The sequence below is a fragment of the Pseudomonas serbica genome (assembly GCF_028823535.1).
In the GTDB taxonomy this organism is placed as follows: domain Bacteria; phylum Pseudomonadota; class Gammaproteobacteria; order Pseudomonadales; family Pseudomonadaceae; genus Aquipseudomonas; species Aquipseudomonas serbica.
On the sequence record NZ_JAQIYM010000029.1, the window covers coordinates 14,508 to 31,327 of the forward strand.

A 16,820-nucleotide genomic window follows, 5' to 3' on the forward strand; every position below is an offset into this window, starting at 1 on the left:
TACGGGCGGTCAATCACCAGGAGTCAGCCGGTAGGTGGCCGAGGGTGCGAGCTCGGCCTGCCAGCCGGGCGGCACGACGATGTTGGTGGTCGCCTCTTCGATGACGCAAGGGCCTTGCACCCTTTGCCCCGCTTGCAGCCGATCACCGTTGTACACCGGCGTGTCCTGCCAGGACGACTGCGCGCTGAACAGCATCGAGCGATGACCGCTGGCCTTGGCCGCGACATGCTCGGCAGGTTGCGGCAACTCCGGCATGGGCGGCCGTTGCAAGCGCGCAATCACCGAACACTCAAGGTTGACCAGTTCTGCCGGGCTCTGCGGTTCGCTGTAGGAGAACAGCGCCTTGTGCCGGGTGTGGAACGCCTCGCGCAACGCCACCAGGCCCGCCTGGTCCAGTTGATCGCAGGTCAGCTCGACGCTGCATTCGTGGATCTGCCCCAGGTAGCGGATCTCCAGGTTGTACAGGCACTCGACGTTATTGCCGGCACCAAAGCCGTCCTCGCGCAGGTTGTGCATGCCGCGCTCGCGCAGGTCGCGCAGGGTCTGGTTGAGCAGCGGCAGGTCGACCAACTGGTCGTCCAGGCGCATCGGCAAGGTAGTCAACTGGTCGTAGCGGATGTCCGAAAGAATCTGCCCGTAAGCGCACAGCCCGGAAGCCACTTTGGGGATCAGAACCACTTTGCTGCCGATTTCCTCGGCCAGGCGCATGACGTGCATGCCCGCCGCGCCGCCCGCGCCGATCAGGGCAAAGTCTCGGGGGTCATAACCGCGCTCGACCGACACCCGGCGGATGCCGCTGACCATGTTCAGGTTGACCAGGGTGATGATGCCCAGGGCGGCACGCTCGACGCTGATGCCCAGGGGGTCGGCGATCTTGCTGCGGATCGCCGCGATGGCGGCCTGGCGATCGAGGCGGATGCTACCGCCCAAGAGCGCGCCGTCGGCCAGGTATCCCAGGGCCAGGTTGGCGTCGGTGACTGTCGGTTCGCTGCCGCCCTTGCCGTAGCACACCGGGCCCGGGTTGGCGCCGGCGCTGCGCGGGCCGACCTGGAGCATGCCGAAGTCGTCGAGGTAGGCGATCGAGCCGCCGCCGGCGCCGAGGGTTTCCACCTGGATCATCGGCACACCGATGCGATAGCGCAAGAAGTCGGTGTCCTTGCTGAAATTGGTGCGTCCGCCCTTGCTCAAGGTGATGTCGAACGAGGTGCCGCCCATGTCTACGGTGATCACGTTGTCGATGCCGAACGGCTGCGCTACGCACAACCCGGCTTGCGGCGCGGACGCCGGCCCTGAGTTGATCGCATTCACCGCGCGCTCGCGCATCACCACGCCGGGCGCGAGGCCGCCATTGGACTGGAAGTAGCGCGTGGGCTGCTGCGCGCCGAGTTCTTCGAACAGGGCGTCGATGCGTTCGATGTAGCGGCCCATGACCGGGCTCAGGTAGGCGTTGACCACGGTGGTGGAGGTGCGGGTGTATTCACGGATCTGCGGGAACACTTCGTTGCCGGTGCAGACGAACACGCCCGGCAGTGTCGCGCGCACCATCTCGGCGGCGCGTTGTTCGTGGCTTGGGTTACGCACCGACCAGACGAACGAAATGGCCACGGCCTTGACGTCCTGTTCGCGGAAATACTCGATGGCGTCGACAATCGCCTGTTCGTCCAGCGGCGCGTACTCGCTGCCGTCGCTGATGATCCGCCCGCCGATGGGCCGCCGCAGGTGACGCGGCACCAGCATGTAGGCCGGCGGGTAGCTGGCGTCGTAGCGATGGCCGTCCTCCTTGTGGCCCAGGCGGATTTCCAGGCTGTCTTCATGGCCGTCGGTGCACAGCAGGCCCACCTTGACCCCGGTCTTTTCGATCAGCGCATTGAGCGCCACCGTGGTGCCGTTGATGCACAGGTCGCAGTCGCCGATGATCTCGGCGGGTGTGCGGCCGATGGCGTCGGCGATCTGCGCCAGGCCGTTGCGGATGGCGATGGTGCCGTCCAGGGGCGTCGAGGGCGCCTTGAACAGCTGCACGTTGCCGCTGCGGTCGGCCAGGATGAAATCGGTGAAGGTGCCGCCGGCGTCGATGCCCAGGCGATATTGTTGCTTGCTCATGATCAGGGATTCCAGATTGCTCAGAGGGGCCGGGCTCGATTAACGGGGGGTACGACAGGCGTTGGTCGCGGCGTCATCGACCTGGCCGTGGCTGTCGATCACCACGCCGTATTCCAGGCGGGCGCCTTCGCGGGACACCAGGCCGTTGCGCACGTCGCTGACCACGCTGGCGACCGGGCGGCGCAGGGGATTGCCGTAACCACCGCCGCCAGGGTTGACGTTGATCACCCGTTCCCCCGGTTGCGCGGTGAGTTGCGCGTTGTAGAGGAAGGACTGTTCCTCACCGTCGAGCGTGCGGTGAATCAACCGGCCAAGCTTGGGTTCGAGCAGGGCGTTGGTCGCACCCGCGGCCCCCGAGGTCGGCAGTTGCCGGCCCTCGCCAAAACCGACCACGGTCATGGCGTGGTCGAGCGGTTCGATTTCGATGCGCGTTCCCGAGCCACCGCGAAATTCGCCGGCGCCCCCGCTGTCGGTCATCAGGCTGTAGCGATGGATGAGGATCGGATAGGAATACTCCAGCAACTCGATATCGCCGGACATCAACGCACCGAAACAGCACAGCGGCCCGCACGCCGGCCAACCGTCCATGGCCTTGTTCGCACCGGCACCGGAGATGATCGAGGCGAGCACCATCGTCACGTACTCGTCGTTGCCGTTGCGCGGGTCATGGCCGGCGATATTGATCCCGCTGGCGTGACCCCAGGAGGCGGTGACACGGTCGGGGGCCGCCTGCTCCAGTGCCTGGCGCACCGCGTCGGCCAGGGTTTCCATCGGCGTGGTGGTGCTGTTGACGTGGGGCGCCGGCTCCTGCGCATTGCACAAGGTTCCCGGCGGGCCGAGGTCGACGGACACGCAGCGGTACAGCCCTTCGTTATACGGCGGCGGCACCTGGGCGAACATCATCAGCCCCAGGTAAACCCCGGACACTGAGTTACCGGCGTAGGAGTTGATGAAGTAGGGTACCTGGGGCGGGCTTTCGATCAGGATGTGCGCCTCGTCGCCGCGAATTTCCACCTGGGCGGTGATCGACAGTTGCCCCAGCCCGTGGCCCGAGTCTTCCAGCACTGCGGTGCCGCTGTAGAAGCCATCCGGCACCTCCCGCAGCAAGGCGCGCATGTGCCGGTCGGCCATGTCTTTCAATTCGGCGATACAGGCGCGCACCTGCTGCACGCCATAACGATCGAGCAGTTCCAGCAAGTGCCGTTCGCCGACATTGCAGGCGCCGTACTGGGCGTTGAGATCGCCTTCCTGATACGCCCGGGCGCGCATGTTGGTCAGCAGCAGGTTGATCACGTCTTCTCGGCGCTTGCCCCGGGACCAGAGCTTGACCGGCGGGATGCGCAAGCCTTCGGCGTAGATTTCCCTGGCATCGGGGTTGTAGCCGGCGGGCACCGGACCGCCGATGTCGGTCAGGTGACCCTTGCAGACCGCCCAGAACACCAGCTCGCCCTGGTAGAACACCGGTTTGTACATGCAGCAGTCGAGGATGTGGCTGCCCATGTAGGCGGGGTCGTTGTGATAAATCACATCGCCTTCCTGGACGTCGTCACCGAAGAAACCGGCCACGCATTTCATCGCCGGAATCAGCGAGCCCAAGTGAATCGGAATGTCCTGGCCCTGCAGGATCATTTCCGGCAGGTGGTCGAAGAGGGCGTTGGAATAGTCGTGGGCCAGGTTGAAAACGCTGGAACGGCCGGTCTTTTCCAGGGTGATGGTCATTTCGCGCTGCGCGGTTTCGAGCGCGCCGCGCACCACGGCCAGGGTGATCGGATCTACTGTACTCATGGGTCACCAGAAATCTTGTTGTTATCCAGGTGAAGGTCAGGACGAACGTCTAACCCACGAGACAAAACTACGCGCACCTGCCGGGGGCTGGCTTGGCGTCCAGTGCACTGGTTTTTGCGCTCCAGTGCACAGCCGGCCAAACTCCCGCGACTATCCCCGATCCCCTGTAGGAGCTGGCTTGTCGGGTCGCCGCATCGCAGCGAAGGCGGCCTCACAGCCAGCCCATCTCCCACAGATGCACGCCAATCAAACTGTAGGAGCCGGCTTGCCGGCGAAGGCGGCCTGACAGCCAACCCACCTCCCACAGATGTACTCCGGTAAAACTGTGGGAGCTGGCAGGTCGGCTCCACAATAGATCGGGACAGCCACGAGAGAGGGGTGGCTGTGAGGTCGCCTTCGCCGGCAAGCCGGCTCCTACAATAGATCGGGACAGCCACGAGAGAGGGGGTGGCTGTGAGGTCGCCTTCGCCGGCAAGCCGGCTCCTACAGTAGGTCGAGTACAGGCGCGGGAGAGGGAGTGGCTGTCAGGCCCTGTCGCCGGGGGTCAAAGATGATCCGCATCGATCACCGCCTTGGCAAACGCCTGCGGATCTTCCTGTGGCAAATTGTGGCCGATGCCGCCGCTGATCAGGCGGAACTGGTATTTACCGGTAAAGCGCTTGGCGTAATCCTCGGGGGCCGGATGCGGAGCGCCGTTGGCGTCGCCTTCCAGGGTGATGGTTGGCACGCTGATGGACGGCGCCGTGGCCAGTTTCTGCTCCAGTGCCTCGTAGCGGCTTTCGCCTTGGACCAGGCCCAGGCGCCAGCGGTAGTTGAACACGGTGATGTCGACATGGTCGGGGTTTTCCAGCGCCTTGGCGCTGCGGTCGAAGGTGGCGTCGTCGAAGACCCATTTCGGCGAGGCCGTTTGCCAGATCAGCTTGGCGAAGTCGTGGGTATTTTTCTCGTAGCCGGCGCGACCACGATCGGTGGCGAAGTAGAACTGGTACCACCACTGCAGTTCGGCCTTGGGTGGCAGCGGGTTCTTGCCGGCGGCCTGGTTACCGATCAGGTAGCCGCTGACCGACACCAGCGCCTTGACCCGCTCCGGCCACAGCGCCGAAACGATGTTGGCTGAACGCGCGCCCCAGTCGTAACCGCCGAGCACGGCCTGCTTGATGTTCAGGGCGTCCATGAAGTCGATGACGTCGCTGGCCAGCGCGGCCGGTTGGCCATTGCGCAGGGTCTTGTCGGACAGGAAATGCGTATCGCCGTAGCCGCGTGCATAAGGCATCAGCACGCGATAACCCTTGGCCGCCAACAAGGGCGCGACCTGGTCGTAGCTGTGGATGTCGTAGGGCCAGCCGTGCAGCAGAATCACCACCGGGCCATCGGCCGGGCCCGTTTCGGCGTAGGCCACGTCCAGCAGGCCGGCGTTGACGTGCTTGAGCGCACCGAACGGCAAGGCCGCGGTCTGCGTGGCGCCGGCCGCGGTTGCGGCAGGCTTCGCGGTGGTGGACGTCTGGCCGTGGGCGGCACCCAGCACGCCAAGCAGACTCAGCGCGAGGATCGACGAGCCGACCAGGCGGCTGCGAGGGTTTCCGGTTTTTTCGTTCTGCTGTGCCTTCTTCATGCTGATGTCTCCCTTGTTAGCCGCTGGCCAGGGGATCGGGTCGATCCCCTGCAAACCCTGCCTGCATTTGAACGCGGTGACGTATCTGGCCTGTGTCGAAGACCGGGGCCGGTGTTAGCCCCTGTATCCAGCGGTTGGCCAGATACACAGTGATACACAGCGAAAGAATCAAGCCTGTGCTGCACTCACCTTGCCCGTGACGATGGCGTTCCTGCGCACCGATTGATACAGCAGGCTGGACACCATGAAGCCAATGATCGCCAGCCCGCTCATCAGGCTGAACACATAGTTATAGCCTTGCTGGCCGGGGAAGTGGTCGAGGATGGCGCCGTAGATCACGTAGGCGAACATGCCCGGTGCATAGCCGATCAGGCAACCGATGCCGAACGCCGAGCCGGTGATGTGCTGGGGAATGCCGACTTCACCCATGGGCGCCCAGAACACGCCGCGCATGGAAAACACGATCAGCGCGAAGGACAGGGTGGCGGCCATGCCGGCATAGATGTAACTCGGGCTTTTCGGAATCAGCAGGATCACAGCCATCAGCGGCAACAACGCCAGGAACGCCCACTTCAGGTAGCGGCTGGTGCTCTTGAATTGCTTGTCGGCGATGAAACCGCCGGCAGGGCCGCCGAGGATCTTCAGGAAGTACTGGTTGATGATGCCGTAGGCGCCCACCAGGGCCACGGGCAGGCCGTACATTTCCTTGAGGTAGGGAATGAAATAGGTCAGGCCGCAGTAAACGATGTAGACCATGAACACATTGAGGCTGACCAGCCAGATGCCCGGTACCTTGATGGCTTCGAACAGGTTCGCCAGGCCGTTGCCGGGCTTGGCGGTGGACTGGGTGGCACCGCTCTTGAGCAGGAACCAGGTCAGGGTGCCGGCCAGGATGTCGATCACCGAATAGAACAGGATCGCCGACTTCAGGCCGGCTTCGCCCGAACCCATGGCGACGAATACGCCCAGTGCGCAGAAAGCCACCAGCGTATCGACGACACCACGTCCACCTTCGAGCAGGCCGAACAGCCGACCTTGCTCCTGGTCGTCACCGAGGTTGCGGATGGCCTTGAGCAACGACGGCCAGAAGAGGCAGTCGGCGCACACCGCCAGCAGGCTGAACACGATCAGCAGGTTGCTGAAGGGTGGAAAGGTCGCCAGGTACAGTCCCAGGCCGCCGGTGCCGATCAGGCCGAGAGGGATCAGCTTGCGGGTGTCGTAGCGATCGGCGAGCAGGCCGCCGAGCACGAACAGCGCAGTGGCGATGATCGCGTTGGCGCTGAGCAGCATGCCGATTTCAGTGTGGCTCAGGCCCATGAATTCCTGCATGGGCACATAAAAGGCGTCCTTGAGGTTGGCCAGTTTGTAGATGGTGCCGCCACCGAGGATGAGGATCAGGAATCGAAGCCATTTGGCCTTGTTTTGCGTTGTCATTATTGTTCTCCGGGCGTAATCGGTTTGTAGCGTCGGGTTCAGGCGTTGCAGGTATTGGCGAGGGTGAGTTCGGCCAGGGTGCGCAACTCGGCCAGCACACCGCGGACATAGGCGACCTGGTTGTTCGCCCAGCGGTGTTCGTCGGCGAGCATTCGCGCAAGCGAATAGCCGTCCGGCAGCGGTGTGTCACTCATTTCCCGGTAGGCGATGAACGGGTCGGCCGCCTCATGGGTCTGGCGGAACGCCGGGGCCACGTAGTGGTTTTCCTGCTCGAGGATGAAGGCGATCACCTGCGGGCTCGTTTCGCCCAGCATCAGCAGCTCGAACAGCAGGCGGGCGCTGGGCAGGTCGTCTTCGGCGCTGCCCTGCAGGACGCCGTAGTGGCCGAAGCCGTTCTGCTCGGGGACCACGCGCACGCCCTTGAGGTGCGCCTGGCGGATGTGCGGCGCCAGGTTGCGCAGGGCCTGCAGGGGTTGTTCGCAGGCATTGATCATGTTGCCGAAGTCGAACAGGGCGTGCAGGCGAGGGTGGTTGAGGCGGGTCAGCAGTTGCGCGATCTCGTCGCTCTTGAGCTCTTCATGCTGCTCGAAGTCGAAGTACAGATCGTGCTTGTCGGCCTGCTGCGCGAGGTAGTGCAGGTCGGTTTCGATCATGTCCATCACCTGCGACAGCGTGCCCTCGTAGCGTGAGTAGACGCGGATGTTGCGCACGCCCAGGGCGAGCGCGATGGCGATGACCTGGTCGACGTCTTTTTTCAGCGTGCTGCTGATTTCCAGGTGCACATCCAGGCCCAGGGCCCTGGCCTTGTCGGCAAACACCTGCAGTTGCGCGGGCGTCATCTGGCTCAGGCTGTTTTGCTCGCCGTCGAGCAGGTGCAGGCTCAAGCCCTGCAGTTCGTGGCGATAGGCGAAGTCGAGCAGGTCGGCGGGGGTGACGCGACCGTGGGTGAGGTTGGTCAGCAGCGGGTACGCGTGGGCAAACAGGCGCAGTTGCGCCAGGCGTTCGAGCAATTGCCGGGCCAGTGCGTCAGTCAGTACCGGCGGCGAGCCGTCTTCGAGCACGTTATGGCCGAGCAAGGCGTTGAATCGTTCCTGGATCTTATTGTTCATTCGAGTCGTTCCTGGTTCAGACACGGGTCTTGCGACGCAGCCTTTATCGCGCCAGTCAGGAACTCTCGATAGATCCATTATCAGTTAATTGATAAGACCACTTGCCGTGCTCAAGTGGCCGGCTTCAGGCACCCCATCGCGTGCAACGCCCGGGCCAGCGCCGCGACGCGTTCCCGGGCCTGGTGTTCCGGGGTGCCGGCAAAACCGATCAGCAGGGCAGGTGGCAGGACATGCTCGATGCAGTAATCGCTCAAGGCGTAGGTGTGGATATTGTGTTGTGCCAGTTGCTTGGCAATCACGTCGTCATCCAGCGCCGGGGGTAGCCAGGCAATCAGGTGCATGCCGGCGTCCACCGGGGTGATCCTGAAGAACCCGCCGAGCTGTTCTTGCAGCTGTTCGACCAGGGCCTGCTGGCGAGCCTGGTACAGCGTGCGCAGGCGGCGGATGTGCCCCAGGAAGTGGCCTTCGACCATGAAGTCCGCCGTGGTCGCCTGCAGCACGGTGGGCGGGCTGCGATCCATCACTGCACGCAGGGTGCAGAAAGGTTCGACCAGGGCCTGGGGCAGGATCACGTAGCCCAGGCGCAGCGAGGGGAACAGTACTTTGCTGAAGGTCCCGACGTAGATCACCCGGGCCATCTGGTCCATGGCGTAGAGCGCGGGAAGCAGGCGACCGCTGTAGCGCAGTTCACTGTCGCAATCGTCCTCGATGATCCAGCTCTGCTGGCGCGCCGCCCAATCGATCAGGGCCTGGCGTCGCGCATAACTGAGGGTCACGCCCAGGGGATGCTGGCGCGAGGGGGTGGTGAACACCAGGCGCGCATCGGGGCAGCGGGCCAGGCCCTGCTGCACATCGATCCCTTGTTCATCGATACGCAGCGCCACTATCTGCGCGCCTTGGGCCTGCAAGGCGATGCGCGCGGCGATGTGCCCCGGGTCCTCCATCCACACGCTGTCCTGCGGGTTGAGCAGCAGCATGCCCAGCAGATTGAAGGCTTGCTGCGCACCGGAAACGATGACCACCTGCCCGGCATCGCAGTCGATGCCCCGGGCGTCGAAGACGTACTCGGCGATGGCCGCGCGCAACGCCTGCAAGCCTTGCAGCTCGCCGTAACCGAGCATGGCTTTACTCGGCTTGAGCAGGTGGCGGTTCATCAGGCGCCGCCAGATCGTTTGCGGGAAGGCGTCGTAGGTGCTGTGGCTGGGCAGGAAGGAAGTCGGGGTCGACGGGTCCCAGTCGGCATAGGACACCCCGCGAAAGTGATCGCTGCGCAGCGACAGCATCGACTGGCTCAGGTCGGACAGGCGAGGGGGTTGGCGCGCCTGCCCGTCGTCGACCAGCGTGCGCTGTTCCCACTCGGTGCCGACGTAGGTACCGGCCCCGGTGCGCGAGGCCAGGAAGCCTTCGGCGATCAACTGATCGAAGGCATTGAGGATGGTGATCCGCGACAGCGCCAGCTCCTTGCTCAGGGTGCGGGTCGATGGCAGGCGCACGCCGCCCTGGATCCGGCCACCGAGGATCTGCTTGCGAATCTGCAAGTACAGCTGGCGGTACAAGGGGATGGCACTGGCTCGGTCCAGCTCGATGGCCGACAGCAACAAACCTGCAGGGGATTTCATGACGCGCTCGTCTGTTCGAAGTAGGGATTGACCTGAGCGCCGGCTGGCACCGTGGAGTGAAGGGTAGCGATCGGCACTGGATAAGTCATCCATCGCCGAGAACGCCACGGCGAGCCCTGTCATGAAATGAAAAGCCATTGTCGTCTGATGAGAAGCGGCTGGTTGGGCGTCATCCTACAGTCCAATCAGCGCAAATCGACGCAGCAGCCAATATTGCAGACTGGAGAACAAGAAAAATGGCCAAAGCCGTACGCTTCTACGAAACCGGTGGTCCCGACGTCCTTCGTTATGAGGATGTTGAAGTCGGCGATCCCGGTCCGGGTCAGGTTCGTCTGCGTCATGTAGCGGTCGGCCTGAACTATGCCGACACCTACTTTCGCAACGGCACCTACCCGATCCCGATGCCCAACGGCATGGGGGTCGAGGCGTCCGGTGTGGTCCAGGCCATCGGCGAAGGCGTGACCAACGTCCAGGTCGGGGACCGTGTCACCTATACCGGCTTCCTCAACACCCTTGGCGCCTACAGCACCGAGCGCCTGATCGCTGCCGCGCCGCTGATCAAGCTGCCGGAAACCATCAGCTTCGAAACCGCGGCGGCCATGACCATGCGCGGCCTGACGTCCTCGTACCTGATGCGCCGCATCTACGACTTCAAGGAAGGCGACACTATCCTGCTGCACGCTGCCGCCGGTGGCGTTGGCCTGATTGTTTCGCAGTGGGCCAAGTTGCTCGGCCTGAACGTGATCGGCACGGTTTCGACCGAGCAAAAGGCTGAAATCGCCCGGGCTCACGGTTGCGACCATACTATCAATTACAGCCATGAAGACGTCGCTGCTCGCGTTCGCGAATTGACCGACGGCGTGGGCGTCAACGTGGTGTTCGACAGCGTTGGCAAGAACACCTTCATGGGTTCGCTGGATTCGTTGAAACCCCGTGGCCTGATGGTCTGCGTGGGTACTGCATCCGGCCCGATCCCGGCGTTCGATCCGGTGATGCTGGCGATGAAAGGTTCGCTGTACCTGACCCGTCCGGCCCTGGCCAACTACATCAGCGACCCGGCGGAAAAAGCCGCCCTGGCCGGTGAGTTGTTCGACCACGTCGGCAGCGGCCGGATCAAGATCGAGATCAACCAGCACTACGCGTTGCAGGACGCGGTGCAGGCGCATCGCGATCTTGAGTCGCGCAAGACTACCGGCTCGTCGATTTTCGTCATTTAAGGAGCTGCCAGCCATGAAAGTCGAACAATTGACCTGCAGCATCGGTGCCGAACTGATCGGCGTGAACCTCGCCGACGCGGTGCATGACGACGGTCTGTTTGCCGAGATTCGTGCCCAGTTGCTCAAGCACCGAGTGGTGTTCCTGCGCGACCAGGACATCAGCCGCGCCGACCACGTGGCCTTCGCGCGCCGCTTCGGCGAACTGGAGGACCATCCGGTGGCCGGCAGCGATCCGGAGCATCCAGGCCTGGTGCGCATCTACAAAAATCCTGACCAGCCGGTGGACCGCTACGAAAACGCCTGGCACACCGACGCCACCTGGCGCGAAGCACCGCCGATGGGCTGCGTGCTGCGCTGCGTGGAATGCCCGCCAGTGGGCGGCGACACCATGTGGACCAACATGGTCCAGGCCTATGCGAACCTGCCGCAAGACGTAAAGCTCAAGATCGCCGATCTGCGCGCCCGCCACAGCATCGAAGCGAGCTTCGGTGCCGCCATGCCGATTGAAAAACGCCTGGCGCTCAAGGCGATGTACCCGGACGCCGAGCACCCGGTGGTGCGCACCCATCCGGAAACTGGCGAGAAAGTGCTGTTCGTCAACGCTTTCACCACCCACTTCAGCAACTACCACACCCCTGAGCGGGTGCGCTTCGGCCAGGACGCCAACCCTGGCGCCGGCGAGTTGCTGCGCTACCTGATCAGCCAGGCGTACATCCCTGAGTATCAGGTGCGCTGGCGCTGGAAGCCCAACAGCATCGCCATCTGGGACAACCGCAGTACCCAGCATTACGCCGTCATGGACTACCCGCCGTGCCATCGCAAGATGGAGCGTGCCGGGATCATCGGCGACAAGACTTTCTGATCCAACCCTTCTGCATACGCACTCGTGAACACGTCCACCCGGCCACGACCCGGGTGGACGGACAATCATAAGAACTGGCATACGAACTGGAGTAACCATGCAATTCTTCGACGATTCCCTGCACCCCGAAAACATGGAAAAAGTGGTCATCACCGTGGCCCCGTACGGCCCTGAATGGATGCCCGAAGACTTCCCTGAAGACATCCCGCTGACCATGGACGAGCAAGTCCAGAAAGCGGTCGAATGTTATGAAGCCGGTGCCACTGTTTTGCACCTGCACGTGCGTGAACTGGATGGCAAGGGTTCCAAGCGTCTGTCCAAGTTCAACGAGCTGATCGCCGGTGTGCGCGAGGCCGTGCCAGACATGATCATCCAGGTCGGCGGCTCGATTTCCTTCGCCCCGGAAAGCGACGGTGAAGCGGCCAAGTGGCTGTCCGACGACACCCGCCACATGCTGGCCGAGCTGACGCCGAAACCGGACCAGGTCACGGTGGCCATCAACACCACCCAGATGAACATCATGGAGCTGCTGTACCCGGAATACCTGGAAGGCACCTCCCTGGCCAATCCGCTGGTCCAGGCTGCCTACAGCGAGATGACCGTACCGGCAGGCCCGGCCTGGGTTGCCGAGCACCTCAAGCGCCTGATGGACAACGGCATCCAGCCGCACTTCCAGCTGACCGGCATCCACGCCTACGAAACCCTTGAGCGCCTGGTGCGCAAGGGCATCTACAAGGGCCCACTGAACCTGACCTGGATCGGCATCGGCGGTGGTTTCGACGGTCCGAACCCGTTCAACTTCTTCAACTTCATCCACCGTGTGCCGGACGGTTGCACCCTGACCTCCGAATCGCTGCTCAAGAACGTACTGCCGTTCAACACCATGGCGATGTCCATGGGCCTGCACCCGCGCGTTGGCAACGAAGACACTATCATTGATCACAAGGGCGAGCGTTTCGGCTCGGTTGCGCAGATCAAGCAAACCGTACGCATCGCCCACGAACTGGGTCGCGAAATCGCCACCGGCAAAGAAGCCCGTGAGATCTATCGCATCGGTGTGCAGTACGACAGCATCGAAGACACCCTGTTGGCCAACGGCATGTCCCCCAACCGCAAGGCTGGGCAAAAAGGTGTGCCGCAACGCGGCTGACCCGTGGTGCGCACGGGAGGCCGTGACCGCTCGTGCGCACTGCAAAACGCTTGATAACAAAAATAAATAAAAGCTTTGAGGAGGCTGCATGGCCTTTCACCCAATCGCCGACGATGACGACGCTGGTTGCGTCAACGTTGCGCGTAAATATGCCTGGATTGTCTTCGCCCTGACGTTCGGCCTGTTGATTTCCGATTACATGTCGCGCCAGGTGCTCAACGCGGTGTTCCCGCTGCTCAAGAGCGAGTGGGCACTGAGCGACGGCCAGCTTGGCCTGCTCAGTGGCATTGTCGCCTTGATGGTCGGCCTGCTGACCTTCCCGCTGTCGCTGATGGCCGACCGCTTCGGTCGGGTCAAGAGCCTGGCGCTGATGGCGATGCTGTGGAGCGTGGCCACTTTGGGCTGTGCCTTGGCGCAGGACTATCAGCAGATGTTCATCGCACGGTTCATGGTGGGCGTCGGCGAGGCGGCCTACGGCAGCGTCGGCATCGCGGTGGTGATTTCGGTGTTTCCGAAACACATGCGCGCCACCCTGGCCAGTGCCTTCATGGCGGGCGGGATGTTCGGCTCGGTGTTGGGCATGGCCTTGGGCGGTGCGATCGCCGCCAAGCTCGGCTGGCGCTGGTCGTTCGCCGGCATGGCGTTGTTCGGCCTGCTGCTGGCGGTGCTTTACCCGATCATCGTCAAGGAAGCGAAGATTGCGCCCAAGCGCGCAGCCCAGCTGGCGAGCAAGGTGGCCGCGGTCAAGCGTCCGCTGAGTACGTTGTGGTCCAGCCGTTCGGTGGTGGCGACCTACATCGGCAGCGGCTTGCAGCTGTTCGTCGGCGGCACAGTGATGGTGTGGATTCCCAGCTACCTCAATCGCTATTACGACATGCCCACGGACAAGGCGGGCGGCATGGCCGCGATCATCGTCCTGTGCAGCGGCGCCGGGATGATCCTGTGCGGCATGCTCAGCGATCGGCTGTGCCGTAATTCGCCTGAGCGCAAGGTCAGCCTGGCCATCGGGTTTTGCCTGGGCAGCTGCCTGCTGCTGTCGGCGGCGTTCGCGCTACAGGCTGGGCCACTGCAGCTGGCGCTGATCTGCCTGGGCATGCTGATTGCCACCGGCACCACCGGCCCGGCGGGTGCGATGGTTGCCAACCTGACCCATTACTCGGTCCACGGCACCGCCTTCGCCACGCTGACATTGGCCAACAACATGCTGGGCTTGGCCCCAGGGCCGTTCATCACCGGCCGGGTGTCGGACCTGATCGGCCTGCATGCCGCGTTCCAATTGGTGCCACTGGTCAGCCTCGCGGCAGCGGCCGTGTTCTTTTACGCCAAGTGTCATTACCACAAAGATATTGCCCGCCTTCAGGGTCAGAGCGTGCCTGACCCCGTCAGCCAGGCCGGGTTAGAGGTGAAGTTGTGAGTCGTCGTCTACAAATTGATGTGTTTTTCGATTTTATCTGCCCCTGGTGCCTGATCGGCAAACGCCAGCTGGAGCATGCGCAGGTACAGTTTCGCAGCCGCCATCCGGATGTGCAGATCAGCACCGTTTGGCATGGCGTGCAGTTGCTGCCGCAGCTGCCGGTAGAGGGCGAGCCCTTCGCCGATTTCTACCGCAAGCGCCTGGGCAATGCCGACGCCATGACCATGCGCCAGGCCCAGGTACAGAAGGCTGCCGCAGCGGTTGGACTGGCCATCGACCTGAGCCAGATCGAGACGATGCCCAATACCGCGGACGCCCATCGACTGTTCGAGCGGGCCAGCGCACTGGGCAATGTTGCCCAGCGTGAAATGCTGCTCGAGCGGCTGTTCGCCGCTTATTTCCGCAAGCGCGAAAACCTCGGCTGCGGCGAGACCTTGCTCGCCATCGCCCGCTCCTGTGGCATCGATGGGGATGCGCTGCGCGATTGCCTGAAGGGCGACGCCACGCCCTTCGAGGGATCTCCCGCTGCGACCAGTGGCGTGCCGAGCTTTCAGTTCAACGGCCGCATGACGGTGGTCGGTGCACAACCTGCCCAGGCGCTGCTCGGGGCCATGCACGAAGCAATCAAGGAAAGTGAACGCGAGCGGCAGCCGGCATGACCCGGCGCATTCCCGTACCTGCCGGCAAACACCCGCAGGCCGGCGGCCGGGCGCTGTTCGAGTTTGAAGACAAGAGCCTGGCGTTGTTCAACGTCGACGGACAGCTGTTCGCCATTGACGACAGTTGCCCGCACCAGGGCGCCTCGCTGTGTGGCGGGCGTCTTGAGGGGCGGGTGATTCAGTGTTGCGCCCATGGATTGCGCTTCGATCTGCACAGCGGCTACCTGCTCAATTCCAGGCAGGTGAAAGTCAATAACTACCCGGTCGAGATCATCGACGGCCAGGCGTTCATCGTCATCGTTCCCGAGGAGGCCGCGCCATGAGCGCCATCGCCCTTACCCGTATCCATAGTCGCACGCGCGAACTGGCCCCGGGGTTTATCGTCAGTCTGATCGTGGCGGCCGCCGCGTCGTTCTTGTCCGAGCACTACGGTGCACCCGTCATGCTCTTTGCCCTGCTGCTGGGCATGGCCCTGAATTTCCTCGCCGGTGACGGCGCCTGCAAGGCCGGCATCGAGTTCACCGCGCGCACTGTATTGCGCATCGGCGTGGCGCTGCTGGGCATGCGCATCACCCTCGAACAGATGGCGGCGCTGGGCTGGAAGCCCGTGGCCCTAGTGGTGATCCTGGTGGTGGTGACCATCGGTGTGTCGGTGATCGCGGCCAAGGCGCTGGGCTTCCAACGGTTGTTCGGCATGCTCACCGGTGGCGCCACTGCCATCTGTGGTGCATCGGCCGCGCTGGCTTTGGCGGCAGCACTGCCTAACCACCCGCAGAAAGAACGCGCGACCCTGTTTACGGTGATCGGTGTCTCGGCGCTGTCGACCATGGCGATGATCGTCTACCCGATGATCGCCAATTGGCTGCAATTGTCGCCGCAGGTGGCGGGGGTGTTCCTCGGCGCGACCATCCACGACGTGGCCCAGGTGGTCGGTGCCGGCTACAGCATGTCCACCGAGACCGGTGACACGGCCACGGTGGTCAAGCTGATGCGGGTCGCCATGCTGCTGCCGGTGATCGTCACCGCGGCGATGATCACCCGTATGCAAGGCGCCGATCCGACCGGCAAGCGACCACCGTTGCTGCCATGGTTCGCCGTCGGTTTCCTGATCCTGGCGTGCATCAACAGCACTGGCTGGATTGCCCCCGTGGTGCAGGGCTCGGTCAACGAACTGTCGCGCTGGTGCCTGGTGGTATCGATCAGTGCCCTGGGCATGAAGACCCAGCTCAAGGAGCTGGCGGCGGTGGGCATCAAGCCGATCCTGCTGATGGTGGGGGAGACGGTATTCCTTGTCGTGCTGGTGTTGTTGTTGCTGCACTGGGGGCTCTGAGAGCGCGGCTCCAACAGGTTTTATCGCAGGGCTTCACTGGGCTGGCTCCTCGTTACAGTGAAGCGCTCGACCGGTGTTACCCACACCGGTCTTTACACGGCGACTGTACCAGCAGTCGCCGTTTTTTTTGGCGGGTCATCCAGGGTGCATTCGCACCGCGCACGGCCCTGTAGGAGCCCGGCTTGCCAGCGATGACGGCCTCACAGCCGACCTATTATTTGTTGATCGCGTACATATCCATTGCTGCGGTAACGGCCACCTAGGGTTGCGCCACATACCTGTAGGAGCTGGCTTGCCAGCGAAGGCGGCCTTACAGCCGACCTATTATTTGTTGACCGCGTACATATCCATTGCTGCGGTAACGGCCACCTAGGGTTGCGCCTCATACCTGTAGGAGCTGGCTTGCCAGCGAAGGCGGCCTTACAGCCGACCTATTATTTGTTGACCGCGTACATATCCATTCCTGCGGTAACGACCACTTATGGTTGCACCTCATACCTGTAGGAGCTGGCTTGCCAGCGAAGGCGGT

13 protein-coding genes are annotated in these 16,820 nt (G+C 63.2%); 7 read left to right on the top strand and 6 right to left on the bottom strand.

Annotation, left to right across the window (positions count from 1 at the left end):
- Positions 1-9: 9 nt before the first annotated feature.
- From capA to pdxR, 6 genes are all read right to left on the bottom strand, one after another.
- The gene (gene capA, locus NQL71_RS29330) at positions 10-2,100 is read right to left on the bottom strand and encodes a caprolactamase subunit alpha (RefSeq protein ID WP_274643759.1); all 2,091 of its coding nucleotides are present in this window, start codon (positions 2,098-2,100) and stop codon (positions 10-12) included.
- Positions 2,101-2,139: 39 nt separating this feature from the next.
- Positions 2,140-3,885 (bottom strand): caprolactamase subunit beta, encoded by a 1,746-nt coding sequence (capB, locus tag NQL71_RS29335; protein ID WP_077186088.1) that lies wholly within the window; start codon positions 3,883-3,885, stop codon positions 2,140-2,142.
- A gap of 544 nt (positions 3,886-4,429) precedes the next feature.
- Entirely contained in the window at positions 4,430-5,497 is a 1,068-nt protein-coding gene (locus NQL71_RS29340) for an alpha/beta fold hydrolase (protein ID WP_166621090.1), read from the bottom strand.
- A gap of 168 nt (positions 5,498-5,665) precedes the next feature.
- Positions 5,666-6,931: an MFS transporter gene (locus NQL71_RS29345; protein ID WP_046817500.1), complete on the bottom strand. Its 1,266-nt coding sequence runs from the start codon at positions 6,929-6,931 to the stop codon at positions 5,666-5,668.
- A 38-nt stretch (positions 6,932-6,969) separates the two neighbouring features.
- The gene (locus NQL71_RS29350; protein WP_274643760.1) at positions 6,970-8,040 is read right to left on the bottom strand and encodes a sugar phosphate isomerase/epimerase family protein; all 1,071 of its coding nucleotides are present in this window, start codon (positions 8,038-8,040) and stop codon (positions 6,970-6,972) included.
- A 110-nt stretch (positions 8,041-8,150) separates the two neighbouring features.
- Positions 8,151-9,659, bottom strand: a complete 1,509-nt coding sequence (pdxR, locus tag NQL71_RS29355) for a MocR-like pyridoxine biosynthesis transcription factor PdxR (protein WP_274643761.1) — start codon at positions 9,657-9,659, stop codon at positions 8,151-8,153.
- Positions 9,660-9,895: 236 nt separating this feature from the next.
- Between pdxR and NQL71_RS29360 the strand changes: the two genes are divergently transcribed.
- The 7 genes from NQL71_RS29360 (at position 9,896) to NQL71_RS29390 (ending at position 16,291) form a co-directional block, all read left to right on the top strand.
- Complete coding sequence (locus tag NQL71_RS29360) at positions 9,896-10,876, top strand: quinone oxidoreductase family protein (RefSeq protein WP_046817497.1); 981 nt, start codon at positions 9,896-9,898, stop codon at positions 10,874-10,876.
- 13 nt (positions 10,877-10,889) lie between these two features.
- Positions 10,890-11,738 (top strand): TauD/TfdA dioxygenase family protein, encoded by an 849-nt coding sequence (locus tag NQL71_RS29365; protein WP_077186091.1) that lies wholly within the window; start codon positions 10,890-10,892, stop codon positions 11,736-11,738.
- Positions 11,739-11,835: 97 nt separating this feature from the next.
- Entirely contained in the window at positions 11,836-12,888 is a 1,053-nt protein-coding gene (locus NQL71_RS29370; protein ID WP_046817495.1) for a beta-keto acid cleavage family enzyme, read from the top strand.
- A gap of 88 nt (positions 12,889-12,976) precedes the next feature.
- Positions 12,977-14,302 (top strand): MFS transporter, encoded by a 1,326-nt coding sequence (locus NQL71_RS29375; RefSeq protein ID WP_046817494.1) that lies wholly within the window; start codon positions 12,977-12,979, stop codon positions 14,300-14,302.
- Positions 14,299-14,961 (top strand): DsbA family oxidoreductase, encoded by a 663-nt coding sequence (locus tag NQL71_RS29380; protein WP_046817493.1) that lies wholly within the window; start codon positions 14,299-14,301, stop codon positions 14,959-14,961. Before NQL71_RS29375 ends, NQL71_RS29380 begins: the two co-directional genes overlap by 4 nt.
- A complete protein-coding gene (locus NQL71_RS29385) occupies positions 14,958-15,284 on the top strand; it encodes a Rieske (2Fe-2S) protein (RefSeq protein ID WP_046817492.1) in 327 nt (108 codons plus the stop codon). The genes NQL71_RS29380 and NQL71_RS29385 overlap by 4 nt, the downstream gene beginning before the upstream one ends.
- Positions 15,281-16,291: a YeiH family protein gene (locus tag NQL71_RS29390; protein WP_008066683.1), complete on the top strand. Its 1,011-nt coding sequence runs from the start codon at positions 15,281-15,283 to the stop codon at positions 16,289-16,291. Before NQL71_RS29385 ends, NQL71_RS29390 begins: the two co-directional genes overlap by 4 nt.
- The last annotated feature ends 529 nt before the right edge of the window (positions 16,292-16,820 follow it).